Below are 14,174 nucleotides of genomic sequence, written 5' to 3'. Positions count from 1 at the left end.
TCCTTCAAATAGTCGCGGCGGGCGGGTGCGCGAATAGTCTTAGTCTCTGGACCGGACCGTGGCGGTAACCTGCGGAACCGGGGAGAGCCCGGTTTCTTCCAGACGGGCCCGGACAGCCTCGATGACCCTGGTGCGCAGGTCCCCCGGCTCGTGCAGGGAAGTCTTCACGCTCAGGTGTACGCGCCGGGTGGTGGCTGTTGCCGCCGCCGAGCCGACGCCGTCGATCTGCAGGCACCGGGCTTTCGCCAGGCGGGCGACGGCGCGGCGGGTCATCACTGTTTCCCGCTCCTGCACCGGCGGCGCCTCGGCCCCCGCGCCGCTGCGGGAATCATCGATTGCGAGGGCATTGAACCCTCCGGGAATGATGGCGCACAGCAACAGGATCACCCCTGCCAGTATGGCGGCTATCCCGATCTGCCCGACGGCGGGGTCGTTCCACGCCAGCGCGGTAAGCCAGTCGCGCGGTCCCTGCAGGAGGGTGGGCCAAGTGCCGTTGACCAGCCGGGTGATGGCCAGCCAGACCAAGGCGACGCCGACGGCCAGAAGCAGGGTTCCGGCGATGAGTGACGGGACGGCGCGGCTGGGCCGGTGCCGCAGGCGCGAGGACCGTTGGCCGTGCCGGCTCATAGCAACCTCCTTCGTCCGTTGGTGTCGGTGGTCAGCCACGAGATCCTGATGTCAACCTCTCGGACGTCAACTCCGGTCAACTCCGTCACCCTGGTCCTGATCCGGCCGCGCAGAGCCTCGGTGGCCTGCCGTAACGGCACCGGGTACAGCATCCCGACCTCGACCTTTAGAGTCGCGATGTTCCCGGCCAGTTCCACGGATGCCTTGGGCCGGGCAGAGAGGTCAGCACGGTTCCCGATACCCAGAAATCCGCCGGAGGAACCCCCGGCGGAGGACTCGTCGCTGGCGACCTGGGCGGCGATTTTCTCGATCACCCTGGCCGCCAGGACGGTCTGCCCCCGCGTGCCCGTCTCGACGAAGTCCGGGCCGGCATCCCCGGCCCCGGGCAAGGACCCGCCCCCGGCCCCGTCCCCTGGCAACGGCAGGGCGTGGGCTCCTGGCGGGTTCATCGGCTCGATGCTCTACCGAACAGGGCCTGCAAGTCGAGTTTTCCTTCCGCGACCCGGCCGACCAGCAGTCCGATAAATCCGAGGATCACCGCGGACAGCAGCGCCAGCCAGCCGCCGAAGCCCAGAACGATTCCCAGTACTAGTCCTATCGTCACGCACCAACGTGTAGTAGACATAGCCATCCTTTTTCCTCATCGTCCCGTTCCCCTTGGCGGAGGATTCTGTGACGGGTGGTTACTGCAGTTGGGTCTTCTGGACCTGCTGGTCTTCGTGTTCTTCGTCGGGCAGGTGGACATCGGTGACATTGATGTTCACTTCGAGCACTTCCAGCCCGGTCGCGCGCTCAACGGACTGAATGATGTTGCGGCGGATGGCCTGGCTGACCTCCACCACGGAGAACCCGTAGTCGACGACAATGGAGACGTCGATGGCAGTCTGACGTTCTCCCTTTTCCACGCTGACGCCGCCGCTGACATTGGTCTGGGAACCGGGAATGCGTTCCGTCAGTGCACTGAACGCCCGCCGGCCAGCACTGCCCATGGCGTACACACCGGGAACCTCGCGGGTCGCTATGCCGGCCAGCTTCTGCACTACGGTTTCCTCGATCGTGGTGTCGCCGCGATCGGTGTGCAGTGCGTCCCTCGCCTTCACTAGTTCCGGCGCGCCGCCGCGCATCTGATCGTCGGGTGTGGCCATGACGCCGCTGGCAGTTCCGGGGGTTCTGGGTGTCTCTGTCATGGAAAACATCTCCTCGTGGACTGGTGATCGTACTTACACCGATAAAGACGAAACCCGACAGGAATCGTCACGTGATGGCGCGGATTATTTTCCTCCCTGGGCACCGGAACCTCGGCATGGTTCCCGGCGTCGCCCGGCTGTGGCATATTTGGCCAGATACCGGTAAGTCACCGGACGGGATGGACAGCGCATGGGTGATCATGGCCCCGGCTTCGAACCGGACCTGGACGAAGGGAGCATCGTCGCCCGCGCCCAGGACGGCGACCTGGCAGCATTCGAACACCTGGTGCTCACCTATCAGTACAGAATTTTTCGGCTGGCGTATCGGATGCTCAACGACCATGGCGAAGCCGAAGACATCGTGCAAGAGACTCTGACAACGGGCTGGCGCGGTCTTCCCATGCTCGCTGACGTCGATGCATTCGGTGGCTGGATCTACCGGCTGGCGACGAACAAATGCCTGGACCTGCTGCGTAAGCGGTCCGCCCATGCCGTGAACTGCATCCAACCTGAGGACATGGACGCCATACCCGAAGCCTGCGCCCGCGCGGTGCCGGCCGGTTCGGATCCGTCCCATGAGGCTGAATGGTCCGCCGAACAGGCTGGCCTGACCGCAGTCCTAAACACGCTTCCCCCGGCACAGAGGGCCTGCTGGCTGCTGCGGGAACTGCACGGACGCAGTTACGCCGAGATTGGTGTCACACTGAAGATCAGCCCGACAGCAGTTCGCGGCACACTCGCCCGGGCACGGCACCAGATAGCAGAAGGGATGAGCGAATGGCGCTAGAAGACATCCCCCGGCTCGGCTGCGGCCGAAGCATCGACCGCATCTGGGCCACCATCGACCGGCCACCCACCGCACACGAAGAACATTGTGAACAATGCCAAACTGCCAGAACCCGACTGCAAAGACTCGGCGAAGCAACCCGTTTACTGCGTGAAAGCGACCTTCACGATCCCGCACTGAAACCCCGTCCCGGGATCGAAAACGCCATCATGGATGTGGCTCGCACTGAAGTCCGCCGCGGCAGCAGTATCCTCCTGCGCAGCGCAGACAACGGCACCACGGAGATCAGCGAACAGGCCTTGGGCTCCCTCATCCGCGTCGCGGCGGCAGCGATCCCCGGCGTCTACTCACGACGCTGCCGGATCGAAATACGTTCCGGCACCGCCAGTCTCGCCGGTGAAGACCACCCCTCCGGGACCACCGGTACCGCCACCAATGATGGTCCTCGCCTCATCGTCAATCTTTGGGTGGCCGCCGCCCGGGGGATCATCATCCCTCGAACAATGGAGGCGTTGCGACAAGAGATCAGAAACGCGCTTCCGGCCGGCGTCGGTATTGGCGCCGGAACCGTCAATATCACTGTTGAAGACCTTTACGATGTCTGACCAATCCCTCAAGGGCTCCATCATCACCAGCCGGCTCATTGCCTCCATCGCCACACGCACCACACTGGAAACACCCGGAGTCCTCAGACTTGAACCCACGATCCAAGGCTTCCTGGCGCGGCTCGGTCCCGCCGCCTTGCAAAACCTCCGCAATCCCGGCAGCCAGGACGGCACGTACCGGCAAAACGGCGTCACGGCGACAATCAGCGGAGGCACCGCACGCGTCCACCTCGACATCGCCACCGACATCGCCTACACCGCCCTCGACGTCGCCGAAACAGTTCGACGACGCGTGCGTGAAAACATAAGCCACACCGGCCTCATACCCGGCACGATCGACGTCACCATCCTCGCCATAGAGCCCCACCGCGGCGCAAAAATGCTGTAGCCCGGGGGGCATTAGCCGGCTCCACCACCCGGCCGCGCAGCCAGGGGGGCCAACACCGCCGACCCCACCCGGCTGCCACCTTGTATTCATAGCCAGCAGGGCGGCAGAGACCCGGCCGCACGGATTGCAGAGGGAAGAGGCACAACAATGGAACTGGTTCAGCTCATCCTGATCATCGCCGGAATCGTCGTCGTCCTGGCGGTCCTGTCCGCCCTGATGTCTTTTGGCCGGCGCAGAGGTGAAAAACGGGTACATGACAAACGACCGGCCACGGACGGGGACGCAACGGCCCAGGACCCCAATGAAGACCGCCGGGACCCATAACGGTTGCCGTTTCTCACGCCCCTGCCCCGGCTGTGGCCCGGCGCAGATCCCGCACGAGCGGTCCGGGGGCACTTTCACGGCGGCGGCACCGGTATCGCTGAGCAAAACCCGCGTGCCCTCGTCAATGGGCCCCCGCCCGGCCGACGACGGCGGCAGCTTCCCCGGACGAACTTCCCCGGACCAAAGAACAGCGCCCCGGCAGGCCCGGACGCTGTTCCCCTCGGGTGTATTGGGTGAAATGCTGTTTGGTTAGAGCTGGTAATCAGCTACCGTGGTGATGTTCTCGTGCACGCAGAGAATATTGTGCTCCGAGTCCATGAACCAGGCGCACTTCTCGGAATCCGTTGTGCAAATGTGGTTCTCGGTCTTGAGATCCGGGAGATCGTAGTCCTGGAACGTTACGCCCTTGGCTTCCATCTCCCTGACGGTGCGTTCGATCTCGCTGACTTCGAAACTCAGGGTGGTGTGCTCTGAATGCATCCCATCCTTGACTGGCATCAGCTGCAGCATGGGGCCGCCTTCTGAGCCGAACATTTCGCTTCCGTCCTCAGCCACGCCGCGGTGCGGGAGTCCCAAGGTGTCCGCGTAGAAATGCCGGGCACGCTCTGCATCATCGACTGGCAGGACCGTTGTGGCTTTACTGAGTACTAGGGACATTTCGCCACCTCCTACGAGCACGATTTTACGCCGGAGCGGGGTGGAAAGAACTTGCCAATCGCACCCTCCACCACTGTTGCCCTATCACTTATGGCTGCTATTCCGGGGTTTAGGCAGCCACAAGTGATAGGGCAACGGGAAGGGGTTACTTTTCGACGAGGGTCAGGACGTCGTAGGTGGCCACGATTTCGTCGTTCTGGTTGGTCAGGACGGCGTCCCAGGCCACCTCGCCGTATTCGTCGGTCTCGCGCGGGGTGATCTTCTTGGCGGTCAGGGTGACCCGGATAGAGTCCCCGGCCGCCACGGGCGTGATGAAGCGCAGGTTCTCCAGCCCGTAGTTGGCCAGGACCGGGCCCGGTGCGGGCTCGACGAACAGGCCGGCGCCCCAGGCCAGGAGCAGGTAGCCGTGAGCCACGATGCCCGGGAAGAACGGGTTGGCCGCCGCGGCTTCCGGGTTGGTGTGGGCGTAGAACGTGTCGCCCGTGGAGTTCGCGAACTTCGTGATCTCCTCCAGCGTGACTTCGCGCAGCCCGGAGCGGATGGCGTCGCCGATGTGCAGCGTGGCGAGGGACTTCCGGAACGGGTGCTGGCCCTCAGTCTCGAGCGTGAAGTTGCGGTCCGCGCCCGTGTGCCAGACGCCGGTGACCGCGGTGAGCATGTTGGGCGAGCCCTGGATGGCGGTGCGCTGCATGTGGTGCATCACGGAGCGGATGCCGCCGAGCTCTTCGCCGCCGCCGGCGCGGCCCGGTCCGCCGTGGACCAGGTGCGGGACCGGGGAACCGTGGCCGGTGGAGCTGCGGGCGTCCTCGCGGTTGAGCATGAGCACACGGCCGTGGTGGGCCGCGATCCCGGTGACCAGCTGCTGCGCCACGGCGGGATCGTTGGTGCAGACCGAGGCGACGAGCGAGCCGCCGCCGCGGGCGGCGAGCCGGACGGCGTCGGCCAGATCCGTGTAACCGATCACCGAGGACACCGGGCCGAAGGCCTCCAGCGAGTGGACTTCCTCGGCTTCCGGGTCGGCCCAGCTCAGCAGGACCGGGGACATGAAGGCGCCGCCGTCGACGACGCCGATGCTCCCGTCCGCGCTGGTGACCTTCGGCGAATCGAGCGTGCCGTAGGCAAGCTCGCCGCCGGCGTCGAGCATGGACTGGACGGCCGCGCGCACATCGGCGAGCTGCTCCCGTGAGGCCAGGGCGCCCATCGTGACGCCCTCCGCGCGGGGGTCACCGAGCACAACGCGTTCGCGGATGCGCTCCCCGACTGCGGCGATGACGTCCTGAACCTGCTCCTGCGGAACGATCGCGCGGCGGATCGAGGTGCATTTCTGGCCTGCTTTGGCCGTCATCTCGGTGACGAGGGATTTGATGAAGGCGTCGAATTCCGGCGTGCCTTTGACGGCGTCCGGGCCGAGGATTGCGGCGTTGAGGGAGTCTGTTTCGGAGGTGAAGCGGACGCCGCCCTTGACCACGTTGGGGTGGGACTTCAGCGTGTTGGCGGTCGAGGCCGAGCCCGTGAACGCCACGAGGTCGCGGTAGTCCAGGTGGTCCAGCAGGGTGCGGACGGAGCCGGAAATAAGCTGCAGCGAGCCCTTGGGGAGGATGCCGGATTCATCGATTGCCTTGACGACGGCCGCGGCCACGTACCCGGTGGGGGTGGCGGGCTTGACGATGGTGGGGACGCCGGCGATGAAGGCCGGGGCGAGCTTCTCCAGCATGCCCCAGACCGGGAAGTTGAAGGCGTTGATCTGCACGGCGACGCCCGGGATGCGGGTGTAGATGTGTTCTCCGGCGAAGGAGCCGTCCTTGGACAGCACCTCCATGGGGCCGTCCACCACCACCTGGGAGTTCGGGAGCTCGCGGCGGCCCTTGGAACCGAACGTGAAGAGCACGCCGATGCCGCCGTCGATGTCGATCATGGAGTCGATCTTGGTGGCGCCGGTCTGTGCCGAAAGGGCGTAGAACTCCTCGCGCCGGCCGTTGAGGTACTGCGCCAGTTCCTTGAGCTTGAGGGCGCGCTGGTGAAAGGTCAGCTTGCCGAGTTCCGCCTGCCCGGTGGTGCGGCCGTAGTCCACGACGGCGGCGAGGTCGAGTCCTTCGGTGCTCACCTTGGCCAGGAGTTCGCCGGTGCTGGCGTCCAGGACCGGCGCGGCGCCGGCGGCGGAGGCTGCGTCGGGAGTCCACCAGGAACCCCGGATGAAGCTGGGAACGATCTCTACGGTGTCTACTGTGGGTACGACTGTGGTGGTCATCGTTGACGGGTCCTTCCAACGCGGGGCAAGATCAACACGGCCAGCATTACTGACCGTCCGTTCGGTAATATGTCTACAGTACATGAATGAGGCCTGCCGCACACTAGCTACGGCAGCACAGACCGGCCAGGCCAATGGCCCGCCGGCAACGAAGGAGACGCTATGACGCCCGAGACCGGCAGCACCGAGTTGTGGAAGATCACCCTCGGGGAACTCGACGAGAAGATGGGCGTGAAGATCGTCGAGGAGTCCGTGGACCGCGTGGTGGCGACCATGCCGGTGGAGGGCAACCGGCAGTCGTTCGGGCTCCTGCACGGCGGCGCCTCGCTGGCCGTGGGCGAGGCCGTAGGATCCTGGGCCGCCGTGATCCACGCCAGCACGCTGGGCAAGACGGCCGTGGGCGTCGACGTCTCGGCCACGCACCACAAGTCGGCCCGGGAGGGGACCATCACGATCACGGCAACCCCCATCCACCTCGGCGGCACCCTGACCACCCACGAGGTCCTGATCACCAACGAGGTCGGCCAGCGGCTCTGCACGCTGCGGATCACCAACCTGTTGCTGGACCGCAAGTCCTGACGGCCGAGTTCGCGGCCCGGGGTTCCGTCCCGCACCCCCGAGTTCGCCCCAGACTTGCGGGCTCGCCGTAGCCGTACGGCGAGCCCGCAGCTTTCCGGCGAACTGGGTCCTGGGCCAAGGCCCGACTACACCGCTCTCACCGCGTGATGTAGGGCCGATCGACCCGGAAGGCCCGACGACGGGACTGTTAGCTTGCAAGTGCTGAGTCGCCCGGCAACGCTGGGTGCAACCGGTCACACCGGAAGGGACCCATCATGCTCTCAGACACCTCGCTTCCCGTCATCAAGGCAACGCTTCCCGTAGTCGGCGAGCACATCGAGGAGATCGCCAAGCGCTTCTACAAACATATGTTCGAGGCGCGGCCGGACCTCCTGGACGGCCTCTTCAACCGGGGGAACCAGGCGGACGGCCGCCAGCAGCAGGCGCTCGCCGGATCTATCGCGGCGTTCGCCGGCATGCTCGTGGACAAACCGGATCAGGTCCCGGACCATCTGCTCTCCCGGGTGGCCCACAAACACGTCTCGCTGGGACTAAGCCCGGACCAATACCAGGTTGTCCACGACCACCTCATGTGGGCGATCGTGGATGTCCTCGGGGACGCCGTGACTCCCGAGGTCGCCGCCGCCTGGGACGAGGTCTACTGGCTGATGGGGAACCTGCTCATCAACAAGGAACGCGGACTGTACAACGCCGTGCACCTCTCCCCCGAGACCATATGGCGGACGTGGCGGGTGGTGCGGCGGATCCAGGAGACGGAGGACGTTGTCTCCTTCGTCGTCGAACGGACCGACGAGCGCGACGTCAAGCCGTCCCTGCCGGGGCAGTACGTGACCCTCAAGATGGCCATGCCCGACGGCGTGCAGCAGCCCCGGCAATACAGCCTCACCAAGGCCGACGACGGGCAGCACCGGCAGTTCGCGGTGAAGCGCGTCCACGGCCTCGCGACTCCCGACGGCGAGATGTCCACGCTGCTCCACAACGGTGTCCAGGTGGGCGATGAGGTGGTGCTGTCGGCACCGTTCGGCGACGTGGTGCTGGAGTACACGGACCGTCCGCTGGTTATGGCCAGCGCGGGGATTGGGATCACCCCGATGGCCGGGATGCTGTCGCACCTGGTGAAGTCCGGCTCCCAGCGCCAGGTGATGCTCCTCCATGCCGATGACAGCGAGGCGTCCTTTCCGCTCCGGGCGCAGGTCCGGGAGGATCTCGCGACGCTGGCGGACGGGACCTTGAAGACGTGGTTCCTGACTCCCCCGGAGGCCGGAGAGTCGTCCGGATCCGTGTTCTCCGGGTTCATGGACGTCAGCGCGGTGGAGCTCCCCGACGACGCCGAGTACTACCTCTGCGGTCCCCTGCCGTTCCTGAAGTCGGTGCGCAGCGCCCTGATTGCCGGCGGCGTCCCTGCCAAGGACATTCAATACGAGGTTTTCGGCCCGGATCTCTGGCTGGCTGACTTCCAGTAGCCGCGGTAGCTAACGCACCGCCCGACGCCGGGCGAAGATCACGACGGCCGCGCCCAGCAGCAGGGCACCGGCGCCGAGACCGGCGGCGTACAACAGCCCTCCGGCGCCCGTGCCGGCCAGTTGGTTTGCGTTGCCCGGAGGCGTGCCGTCCACCGTGACGGAGGCGTCCGACGGCGGGACGGTAGAGGGCGGGACGGTGGACGGCGCAACGGGAACCTGCGCAACGGGAACCTGCGCCGGAACTGTCGACTGCGCAGGAGTTCCGGGCTGCCGGGGAGCGGGCTGCTGGACGGCCGGCTGCCGGGGAGCGGGCTGCTGGACGGCCGGCTGCTGGGGAGCCGCCGGCGTCTCATCGGGGGTGCCCGCGGAAGCAGGCGCGGCGTCGATGGTGAACGCGACGGCGGCCGGAAGTGAAGCGACCCCGTCAATTGCCTGCGTGACCGTAAGCCTATGCGCTCCGGCGGCCAGGCCTGCGGGGAAGGGGACACTCCACCGGGCGCCGCCGGCCAGATCCTGCGGAACCCGCGGCTGCAGCGAGGCCCTCGCCCCCGTACCGGCGGAACTTGCCTGTGCCGATCCGATGGCCGCACCGTCCATGGACACGCTGACCTCGGCGCCATCGACGGCGGTCCCGGAGATGCTCGCGGGCAGGGCATCCTGACGGAGATGCTTGCCATCGCGGATGCCCGAGACCGCCGGGACTGGCGGGATGACGGTGAAACTGCTGGTCGCGGAGGGGCTGTCCGTTTGGCCCGGAGCCGTCAGCACCGCGGTCACCGAGACTTTTCCGAAGACCGGCTGATCGGCCACGTTGATGCTCCAGCGGCCGTCCGGGGCGACCAGTCCGGTCCCGGTGAAGTCACCGGAGAGCCGCACCGTGCGGCCGGGCTCCCCCGTTCCCTCAATCGTTTCGACGGCGGTCAGCCCAGGGCCGTCCGCATGGCCGTCCGTCCGGGCGTCTGCCGGAGCCGTGATGACCGGGGCCACGAGGCCGGAGACCTTCACGGACAGGGAGACCGCCCCGGAGCGGCTGAAGCCGTTCACGGTTTCCGCGGAAAACGTGAAGGAACCGGCCCACTCGGGTGCGGGGAACTGCCAGTTTCCCGACGCGTCCACCGGCACTTCCAACGGCTGGCCCGGCTTCTGGCCCGGGTTTGAGCTTTGGACCGTGATGCGGACCTTGGAATTCGGCGCCACCACGGAAGCCGGGCCGGCATCCACGTGGCCCGTGATGGGCTCGCCGGCCGTGAGGGTTCCGTTGGCGGCCGCGGCGAGCGTCGGCTTATTCAGGAACAGCTGCAGCTGGACTCCTCCGGGGATCCGGCCGGTGGCGTCCTCGAGCGTCGTCGCGATGGCGCGGGTCTGGACGCCGCCGTCGCTTTCCGCCCCGGTGTGCGTGCCCACCGCGAAGTTCCCGCTGATCCAGGGGCCGCCCGAGTCGCCGGGGCGGGACTTGACCGTGGTGGAGTCAAAGCCGTTCAGCGCCCGGAGATCGTTGTCGTAGTCCGGCGGCAGGGAGTCCGGACCGGCGATGACCCACGTTCCCACGGAGTCCACGGTTCCGCATGACCAGCCGAGGCTCCGGCCGGATCGGCACACGGGCTGGCCCTGGAAGGGAGCCACGGTTCCCACGATCTTCACGGAGGTCGGCCCAGGATCGGCAGGGTTGTCCCACCGGGTGACGGCGGGCTGGAGGTCCAGGCTGCTTCTGATGCCTTGGAGGACGGCGATGTCCGTGCCCACATTGGTCCCGTCCGAGGCAACCTTGGTGTTGCCCGGACCGCCGAACTGGCTGAATCCGAAGGACCCCAGGGTTCCGGCGGCTGTGCCGGAACCGGCCCCGCCGGCCGCCGGCGCACCCGCCGGGTTTTCAATCTCGGCCTGCTTCGCGGCGCCGTCAGCGGCGCAGTGCCCGGCCGTCAGGACCAGGGGCTCGCCCGCGGGGCCGAAGGCTCCGAACCCGGCCGAGCACACGGTCCGGCCGTCAATGATGTAGCCCTCGCCGCCAAAGTAGTCCTCCTCCGTAGCGATCCGGGATCCTTGCTCCAGCGCTACGTTGGCGTAGCGGGCCACAAAGTCCGCTGCGGACATCTTCGGCTTAGTGCCCGGCGCTGTCGCCGGCGTTGTGTCCGGGCCGGTGAGCAGGCCGGCGCTGGAGGCAGGCCCGGTTTGCGCCGTCGTTGTGCCGCCGGTTCGGATGACGAAGTGGCCGTTGGTGTAGGTGACAGCCTGGAGCCCGGCGGCGCCGACGTCGCGGACATAGGCCTCGAACAGTTGCTGCGTGCTGGAGGCAAGGAGCTCGGCGGCCGAGGGGACCACGGCTGCGGATGCGGGGGCGGCCAGCACGAAATCGGCAGGGCCGGCCTGATTTAGTTGGTCCACGCCATTCACTTGGTCCACGCGGTTGAGTTCCGCCACGCGCGCCCGGAGCTCGGGGCCCTCGCCTTCGACGACGATCGTGCCGGCGTGGAGGCTGATCCCCACATAGCCGGGGAGCGCACGGAGGGAGGGCGCGGCGTCGGCGGCCCGCCGGGCCAGGGCCCCGGCGGCGTTGAATTCCGAGAGGGTCATGCCAAGGTCCCGCTGCACGGCTTCGGCGAGACCGGTACCGCTGATGGGCGCCGTGGCAGGCGCCGGAGCAGAGTCGGCTGCAGAAGAACCAGCCGAAGTCTCAGCCGGGGAAGACGCGGCAGGCGCCGCCGTCGTCGCTGGGACCGGCGAGGGCGAGGTTGAGGGTGACGACCCAGCCGGGACCGGCGTCGGCGTTCCCGTACCGGTTTCGGCCTCTGCCGGCATGGCGGACACGGTTCCGGCGGACAAGGTGCCGGCGAGCGCGATCGCAAGGGCGGCAGCACGCACCATCAGCTGGAACTTCGGAGTCTTCACCCGGTTACTCTAGCGTCCCAATTTGGCCAGAATGGCCGTCAACTCCCGGTCCGTTATGCCATTGTGGCGTAAGAAAGTTTCAGTCTTCACGTGGCGAACGAACCGCAGCAGGCTTTCGCCGCGGGATTCCAGCAGGGGCACCAGGGCGTCCTCGGGCAGGAAGCGCTCGTGCGGATGCGGGACGGCGGAGCGCCGGTGATGCTCGTTGATGCCCCGCATGGAGCGCTGGTAGGCACGCACAATGGCTTCGTCGCTGTGCCCGGCGAGGTCCTGGAGCATGGCGGCGATCATGCCGCTCCGGTCCCGCCCGGCGGAGCAATGGATGATCACCCCGCCCTCCGCGGCGGCCACCGCTTTGAAGACGCCGGCCAGCAGGTCCGGGAAGAGCCTGGCGTTGTCGGCATAGGAGGCGGGGTCGTTCAGGTACGGCACGCAGAGTTCACGGAATTCGCTGTTGGCCGGGTCTTCGGTGGGAGCCAGCACGACCTCGAAGGCCGCCAGGGCTGCCTCGTCCACCGGCGGGTCGGTCTCCCGGCGCCGGATTTCGGCCTCGTTGCGGAGGTCGACGACGGTCCGGATGCCGTGGTCGTACGCCTGCCGCCAGCCGGCCTCGGTCAGCCATTCGCGGCGTCCCATGCGGTAGACGTCCCCGGCCACGTGCCAGGCGTTGACCGCACCCTCCCAGCGCATCGCTCTGTGCACCGCCATCCCATTGGCGTAGCCACCCGAGGCGGCAGGAATCGTCATCCTGAAAGCTAATCACACGCCCCGGCGCCGATCCACGGCAGGATTCCCAAAAGACATACACAGTGGGAATATTGGCATGGTGCGGGTTCCCGATTCCGCAGAGTAGCGGAGCACCCGGTAGCCGCCGGACTCCTTTTCAGTTCGCCTGCCGCCGGGGCTGACACCCCTTCGCGATGCGATTTCAAAGCATGGGCGCTGAAGCCAGCGTGTTACTGAGGAGAACACCATGGGAAGTCTGAAACTTCGACGCCGGCGAACGGCTCTGGCAGCCGGTCTCGCCGCCCTGGCAATGGCGGCCGGTTTGGCGGGGGTGCCGGCGCAGGCGGTGGGCAGGACCACGTACATCGCGCTGGGAGACTCCTACGCCGCCGGGCTGGGGGCCGGTCCGTATCTGGATAGTTGTTACCGCAGCGAGAACACCTATTCCGAACTCGCTGCCCACGCGCCAACCATCAAGCTGGTCGCCAACGCGGCCTGCAGCGGCACGACGACCCAGGACGTCGTGAACACCCAGCTGAGGCAGCTGAATAAGACCACCGACCTCGTCACCATCACAGCTGGCGGCAACAATCTCCGGTTTGGGGCAATCCTTGCGTACTGCAGTGCCGCCATGGTGAGTCCCGTCGCGGGGCGGCAGTGCGCCGCGGCGACGGACTTCGCGGAGGGCGAGATCTCCAGCCATAAACTGGACGGTGACGTGACCGCGATGATTCAGAGCGTGAAGGCTGCCGCCCCCAACGCCAGGGTTGTGGTGACGGGCTACCCCTACCTCTATGATCCGGTCGCCCCGGGTCAGACTGATCCGATGTCCCTGTTCATCTATAAAGCCACACACCTGGCTGACGGCCTGAACGGCTCCATCGCCGCCGCGGCCGGGGCCGCCGGAGCGGAGTACGTCGATGTACGGGCCGCTTTCGCCGGTCATGGCGTCAATTCCGCGGCCCCGTGGATCAATCTCAACCTTTTGGCCCCGGCCAGTCCCGAAAACTACCACCCGAACGCCAAGGGCTACACGGCGTACTTCGCATCACTTCGCGAGGCCAAGGCCTACTCGACCCGCTGACGCCGTCTGGCCAGCCGGGCCTCGAGGCCGTTGCGGACCATGGGCCACTCGTGCTCGAGGATGGAAAAGACCACCGTGTCCCGCAGGACGCCGTCGGCGGTGCGGGAGTGGCTGCGCAGGACGCCGTCCTGCTTGGCTCCCAGCCGGGCGATCGCCTCGCGGGACTGGTGGTTGAGCCAGTGTGTCCGGAATTCGACCGCCGGGCACCCGAGCGTTTCGAACGCGTGCCGCAGCATCAGGAGCTTGGAGTCCGGGTTGGTGCCGCTGCCGTGCGCGGAGGCGGCGTTCCAGGTGGATCCAATCTCGACGCGCGGCGTGACCGGATCGATGTTCATGTAGGTGGTCATGCCGATGACCGCGCCGGGCGTGCCGGTGGCCGGATCGATCAGCCGCGTGGCGAACGGCAGCATGGATCCCTGCTCCTGGAGCGCGAGACGGCGGTCAATCTCCGCTGCCATCCCCTCCGGCTCGGGGACGCCGGTGTACCAGAGCTTCCACAGTTCGCCGTCGCGCACCGCGTCCACGAGGCCGTCGTGGTGGTCCTGGCTCAGCGGTTCCAGCACGACATATTTTCCGGTGAGCGTTGTGGGATGAATGCGGTTCACGCGACCAT

Annotated in this window: 16 protein-coding genes; 7 read left to right on the top strand and 9 right to left on the bottom strand. The window is 66.9% G+C overall.

The features are described from left to right. Positions 1 to 39: 39 nt before the first annotated feature. From ACVWZ7_RS15080 to ACVWZ7_RS15065, 4 genes are read right to left on the bottom strand one after another with little or no spacing between them, the layout of a single operon-like run. Positions 40 to 627: a DUF6286 domain-containing protein gene (locus tag ACVWZ7_RS15080; RefSeq protein ID WP_344361774.1), complete on the bottom strand. Its 588-nt coding sequence runs from the start codon at positions 625 to 627 to the stop codon at positions 40 to 42. After that, positions 624 to 1,076, bottom strand: coding sequence for an Asp23/Gls24 family envelope stress response protein (locus tag ACVWZ7_RS15075; protein WP_456508352.1), 453 nt, complete (start codon positions 1,074 to 1,076; stop codon positions 624 to 626). The genes ACVWZ7_RS15080 and ACVWZ7_RS15075 overlap by 4 nt, the downstream gene beginning before the upstream one ends. Then, positions 1,073 to 1,252, bottom strand: coding sequence for a hypothetical protein (locus ACVWZ7_RS15070; protein WP_344361769.1), 180 nt, complete (start codon positions 1,250 to 1,252; stop codon positions 1,073 to 1,075). The genes ACVWZ7_RS15075 and ACVWZ7_RS15070 overlap by 4 nt, the downstream gene beginning before the upstream one ends. A 58-nt stretch (positions 1,253 to 1,310) precedes the next feature. Beyond that, positions 1,311 to 1,751: an Asp23/Gls24 family envelope stress response protein gene (locus tag ACVWZ7_RS15065; RefSeq protein WP_344362097.1), complete on the bottom strand. Its 441-nt coding sequence runs from the start codon at positions 1,749 to 1,751 to the stop codon at positions 1,311 to 1,313. Between the two features lie 253 nt (positions 1,752 to 2,004). Here ACVWZ7_RS15065 and ACVWZ7_RS15060 point away from each other — a divergent pair, with 253 nt between their 5' ends. From ACVWZ7_RS15060 to ACVWZ7_RS15045, 4 genes are all read left to right on the top strand, one after another. After that, positions 2,005 to 2,601, top strand: a complete 597-nt coding sequence (locus ACVWZ7_RS15060; protein WP_344361766.1) for an RNA polymerase sigma factor — start codon at positions 2,005 to 2,007, stop codon at positions 2,599 to 2,601. Next, positions 2,592 to 3,206, top strand: a complete 615-nt coding sequence (locus ACVWZ7_RS15055) for an Asp23/Gls24 family envelope stress response protein (protein ID WP_456508351.1) — start codon at positions 2,592 to 2,594, stop codon at positions 3,204 to 3,206. The genes ACVWZ7_RS15060 and ACVWZ7_RS15055 overlap by 10 nt, the downstream gene beginning before the upstream one ends. After that, the gene (locus ACVWZ7_RS15050; protein WP_456508350.1) at positions 3,199 to 3,594 is read left to right on the top strand and encodes an Asp23/Gls24 family envelope stress response protein; all 396 of its coding nucleotides are present in this window, start codon (positions 3,199 to 3,201) and stop codon (positions 3,592 to 3,594) included. The genes ACVWZ7_RS15055 and ACVWZ7_RS15050 overlap by 8 nt, the downstream gene beginning before the upstream one ends. A 147-nt stretch (positions 3,595 to 3,741) precedes the next feature. Further along, the gene (locus ACVWZ7_RS15045; protein WP_456508349.1) at positions 3,742 to 3,918 is read left to right on the top strand and encodes a hypothetical protein; all 177 of its coding nucleotides are present in this window, start codon (positions 3,742 to 3,744) and stop codon (positions 3,916 to 3,918) included. Between the two features lie 249 nt (positions 3,919 to 4,167). Here the strand turns inward: ACVWZ7_RS15045 and ACVWZ7_RS15040 are convergent, their stop codons facing one another. Together ACVWZ7_RS15040 and paaZ are read right to left on the bottom strand one after the other, a co-directional pair. Then, positions 4,168 to 4,575, bottom strand: coding sequence for a VOC family protein (locus ACVWZ7_RS15040; RefSeq protein WP_116765250.1), 408 nt, complete (start codon positions 4,573 to 4,575; stop codon positions 4,168 to 4,170). A gap of 145 nt (positions 4,576 to 4,720) precedes the next feature. Then, the gene (paaZ, locus tag ACVWZ7_RS15035) at positions 4,721 to 6,823 is read right to left on the bottom strand and encodes a phenylacetic acid degradation bifunctional protein PaaZ (RefSeq protein WP_456508348.1); all 2,103 of its coding nucleotides are present in this window, start codon (positions 6,821 to 6,823) and stop codon (positions 4,721 to 4,723) included. 162 nt (positions 6,824 to 6,985) lie between these two features. On the opposite strand from paaZ, the gene ACVWZ7_RS15030 reads away from it, so the two are divergent. Both ACVWZ7_RS15030 and ACVWZ7_RS15025 read left to right on the top strand, forming a co-directional pair. Further along, a complete protein-coding gene (locus ACVWZ7_RS15030) occupies positions 6,986 to 7,402 on the top strand; it encodes a PaaI family thioesterase (RefSeq protein WP_456508347.1) in 417 nt (138 codons plus the stop codon). Positions 7,403 to 7,656: 254 nt separating this feature from the next. Continuing rightward, complete coding sequence (locus ACVWZ7_RS15025; protein WP_456508346.1) at positions 7,657 to 8,865, top strand: globin domain-containing protein; 1,209 nt, start codon at positions 7,657 to 7,659, stop codon at positions 8,863 to 8,865. A 9-nt stretch (positions 8,866 to 8,874) separates the two neighbouring features. Here the strand turns inward: ACVWZ7_RS15025 and ACVWZ7_RS15020 are convergent, their stop codons facing one another. Both ACVWZ7_RS15020 and ACVWZ7_RS15015 read right to left on the bottom strand, forming a co-directional pair. Next, positions 8,875 to 11,751, bottom strand: a complete 2,877-nt coding sequence (locus ACVWZ7_RS15020; protein ID WP_456508345.1) for a hypothetical protein — start codon at positions 11,749 to 11,751, stop codon at positions 8,875 to 8,877. Between the two features lie 9 nt (positions 11,752 to 11,760). Further along, a complete protein-coding gene (locus ACVWZ7_RS15015; protein ID WP_344367143.1) occupies positions 11,761 to 12,441 on the bottom strand; it encodes a tyrosine-protein phosphatase in 681 nt (226 codons plus the stop codon). Between the two features lie 283 nt (positions 12,442 to 12,724). On the opposite strand from ACVWZ7_RS15015, the gene ACVWZ7_RS15010 reads away from it, so the two are divergent. Then, a complete protein-coding gene (locus ACVWZ7_RS15010; RefSeq protein ID WP_344366437.1) occupies positions 12,725 to 13,561 on the top strand; it encodes an SGNH/GDSL hydrolase family protein in 837 nt (278 codons plus the stop codon). Here the strand turns inward: ACVWZ7_RS15010 and ACVWZ7_RS15005 are convergent. Further along, entirely contained in the window at positions 13,546 to 14,166 is a 621-nt protein-coding gene (locus tag ACVWZ7_RS15005) for a GNAT family N-acetyltransferase (protein ID WP_344366440.1), read from the bottom strand. The two genes, ACVWZ7_RS15010 and ACVWZ7_RS15005, sit on opposite strands and share 16 nt — an antisense overlap. Between the last annotated feature and the right edge of the window lie 8 nt (positions 14,167 to 14,174).

It is taken from the genome of Arthrobacter sp. TE12232 (assembly GCF_054062615.1).
This window is presented reverse-complemented; position numbering and strand designations above follow the sequence as displayed.

Excerpts from the sequence above, each read along its gene's own strand:
- ACVWZ7_RS15080 (WP_344361774.1), bottom strand. The coding sequence starts at position 627 with ATGAGCCGGCACGGCCAACGGTCCTCGCGCCTGCGGCACCGGCCCAGC.
- ACVWZ7_RS15075 (WP_456508352.1), bottom strand. The coding sequence starts at position 1,076 with ATGAACCCGCCAGGAGCCCACGCCCTGCCGTTGCCAGGGGACGGGGCC.
- ACVWZ7_RS15070 (WP_344361769.1), bottom strand. The coding sequence starts at position 1,252 with ATGTCTACTACACGTTGGTGCGTGACGATAGGACTAGTACTGGGAATC.
- ACVWZ7_RS15065 (WP_344362097.1), bottom strand. The coding sequence starts at position 1,751 with ATGCGCGGCGGCGCGCCGGAACTAGTGAAGGCGAGGGACGCACTGCAC.
- ACVWZ7_RS15060 (WP_344361766.1), top strand. The coding sequence starts at position 2,005 with ATGGGTGATCATGGCCCCGGCTTCGAACCGGACCTGGACGAAGGGAGC.
- ACVWZ7_RS15055 (WP_456508351.1), top strand. The coding sequence starts at position 2,592 with ATGGCGCTAGAAGACATCCCCCGGCTCGGCTGCGGCCGAAGCATCGAC.
- ACVWZ7_RS15050 (WP_456508350.1), top strand. The coding sequence starts at position 3,199 with ATGTCTGACCAATCCCTCAAGGGCTCCATCATCACCAGCCGGCTCATT.
- ACVWZ7_RS15045 (WP_456508349.1), top strand. The coding sequence starts at position 3,742 with ATGGAACTGGTTCAGCTCATCCTGATCATCGCCGGAATCGTCGTCGTC.
- ACVWZ7_RS15040 (WP_116765250.1), bottom strand. The coding sequence starts at position 4,575 with ATGTCCCTAGTACTCAGTAAAGCCACAACGGTCCTGCCAGTCGATGAT.
- paaZ (WP_456508348.1), bottom strand. The coding sequence starts at position 6,823 with ATGACCACCACAGTCGTACCCACAGTAGACACCGTAGAGATCGTTCCC.
- ACVWZ7_RS15030 (WP_456508347.1), top strand. The coding sequence starts at position 6,986 with ATGACGCCCGAGACCGGCAGCACCGAGTTGTGGAAGATCACCCTCGGG.
- ACVWZ7_RS15025 (WP_456508346.1), top strand. The coding sequence starts at position 7,657 with ATGCTCTCAGACACCTCGCTTCCCGTCATCAAGGCAACGCTTCCCGTA.
- ACVWZ7_RS15015 (WP_344367143.1), bottom strand. The coding sequence starts at position 12,441 with ATGCGCTGGGAGGGTGCGGTCAACGCCTGGCACGTGGCCGGGGACGTC.
- ACVWZ7_RS15010 (WP_344366437.1), top strand. The coding sequence starts at position 12,725 with ATGGGAAGTCTGAAACTTCGACGCCGGCGAACGGCTCTGGCAGCCGGT.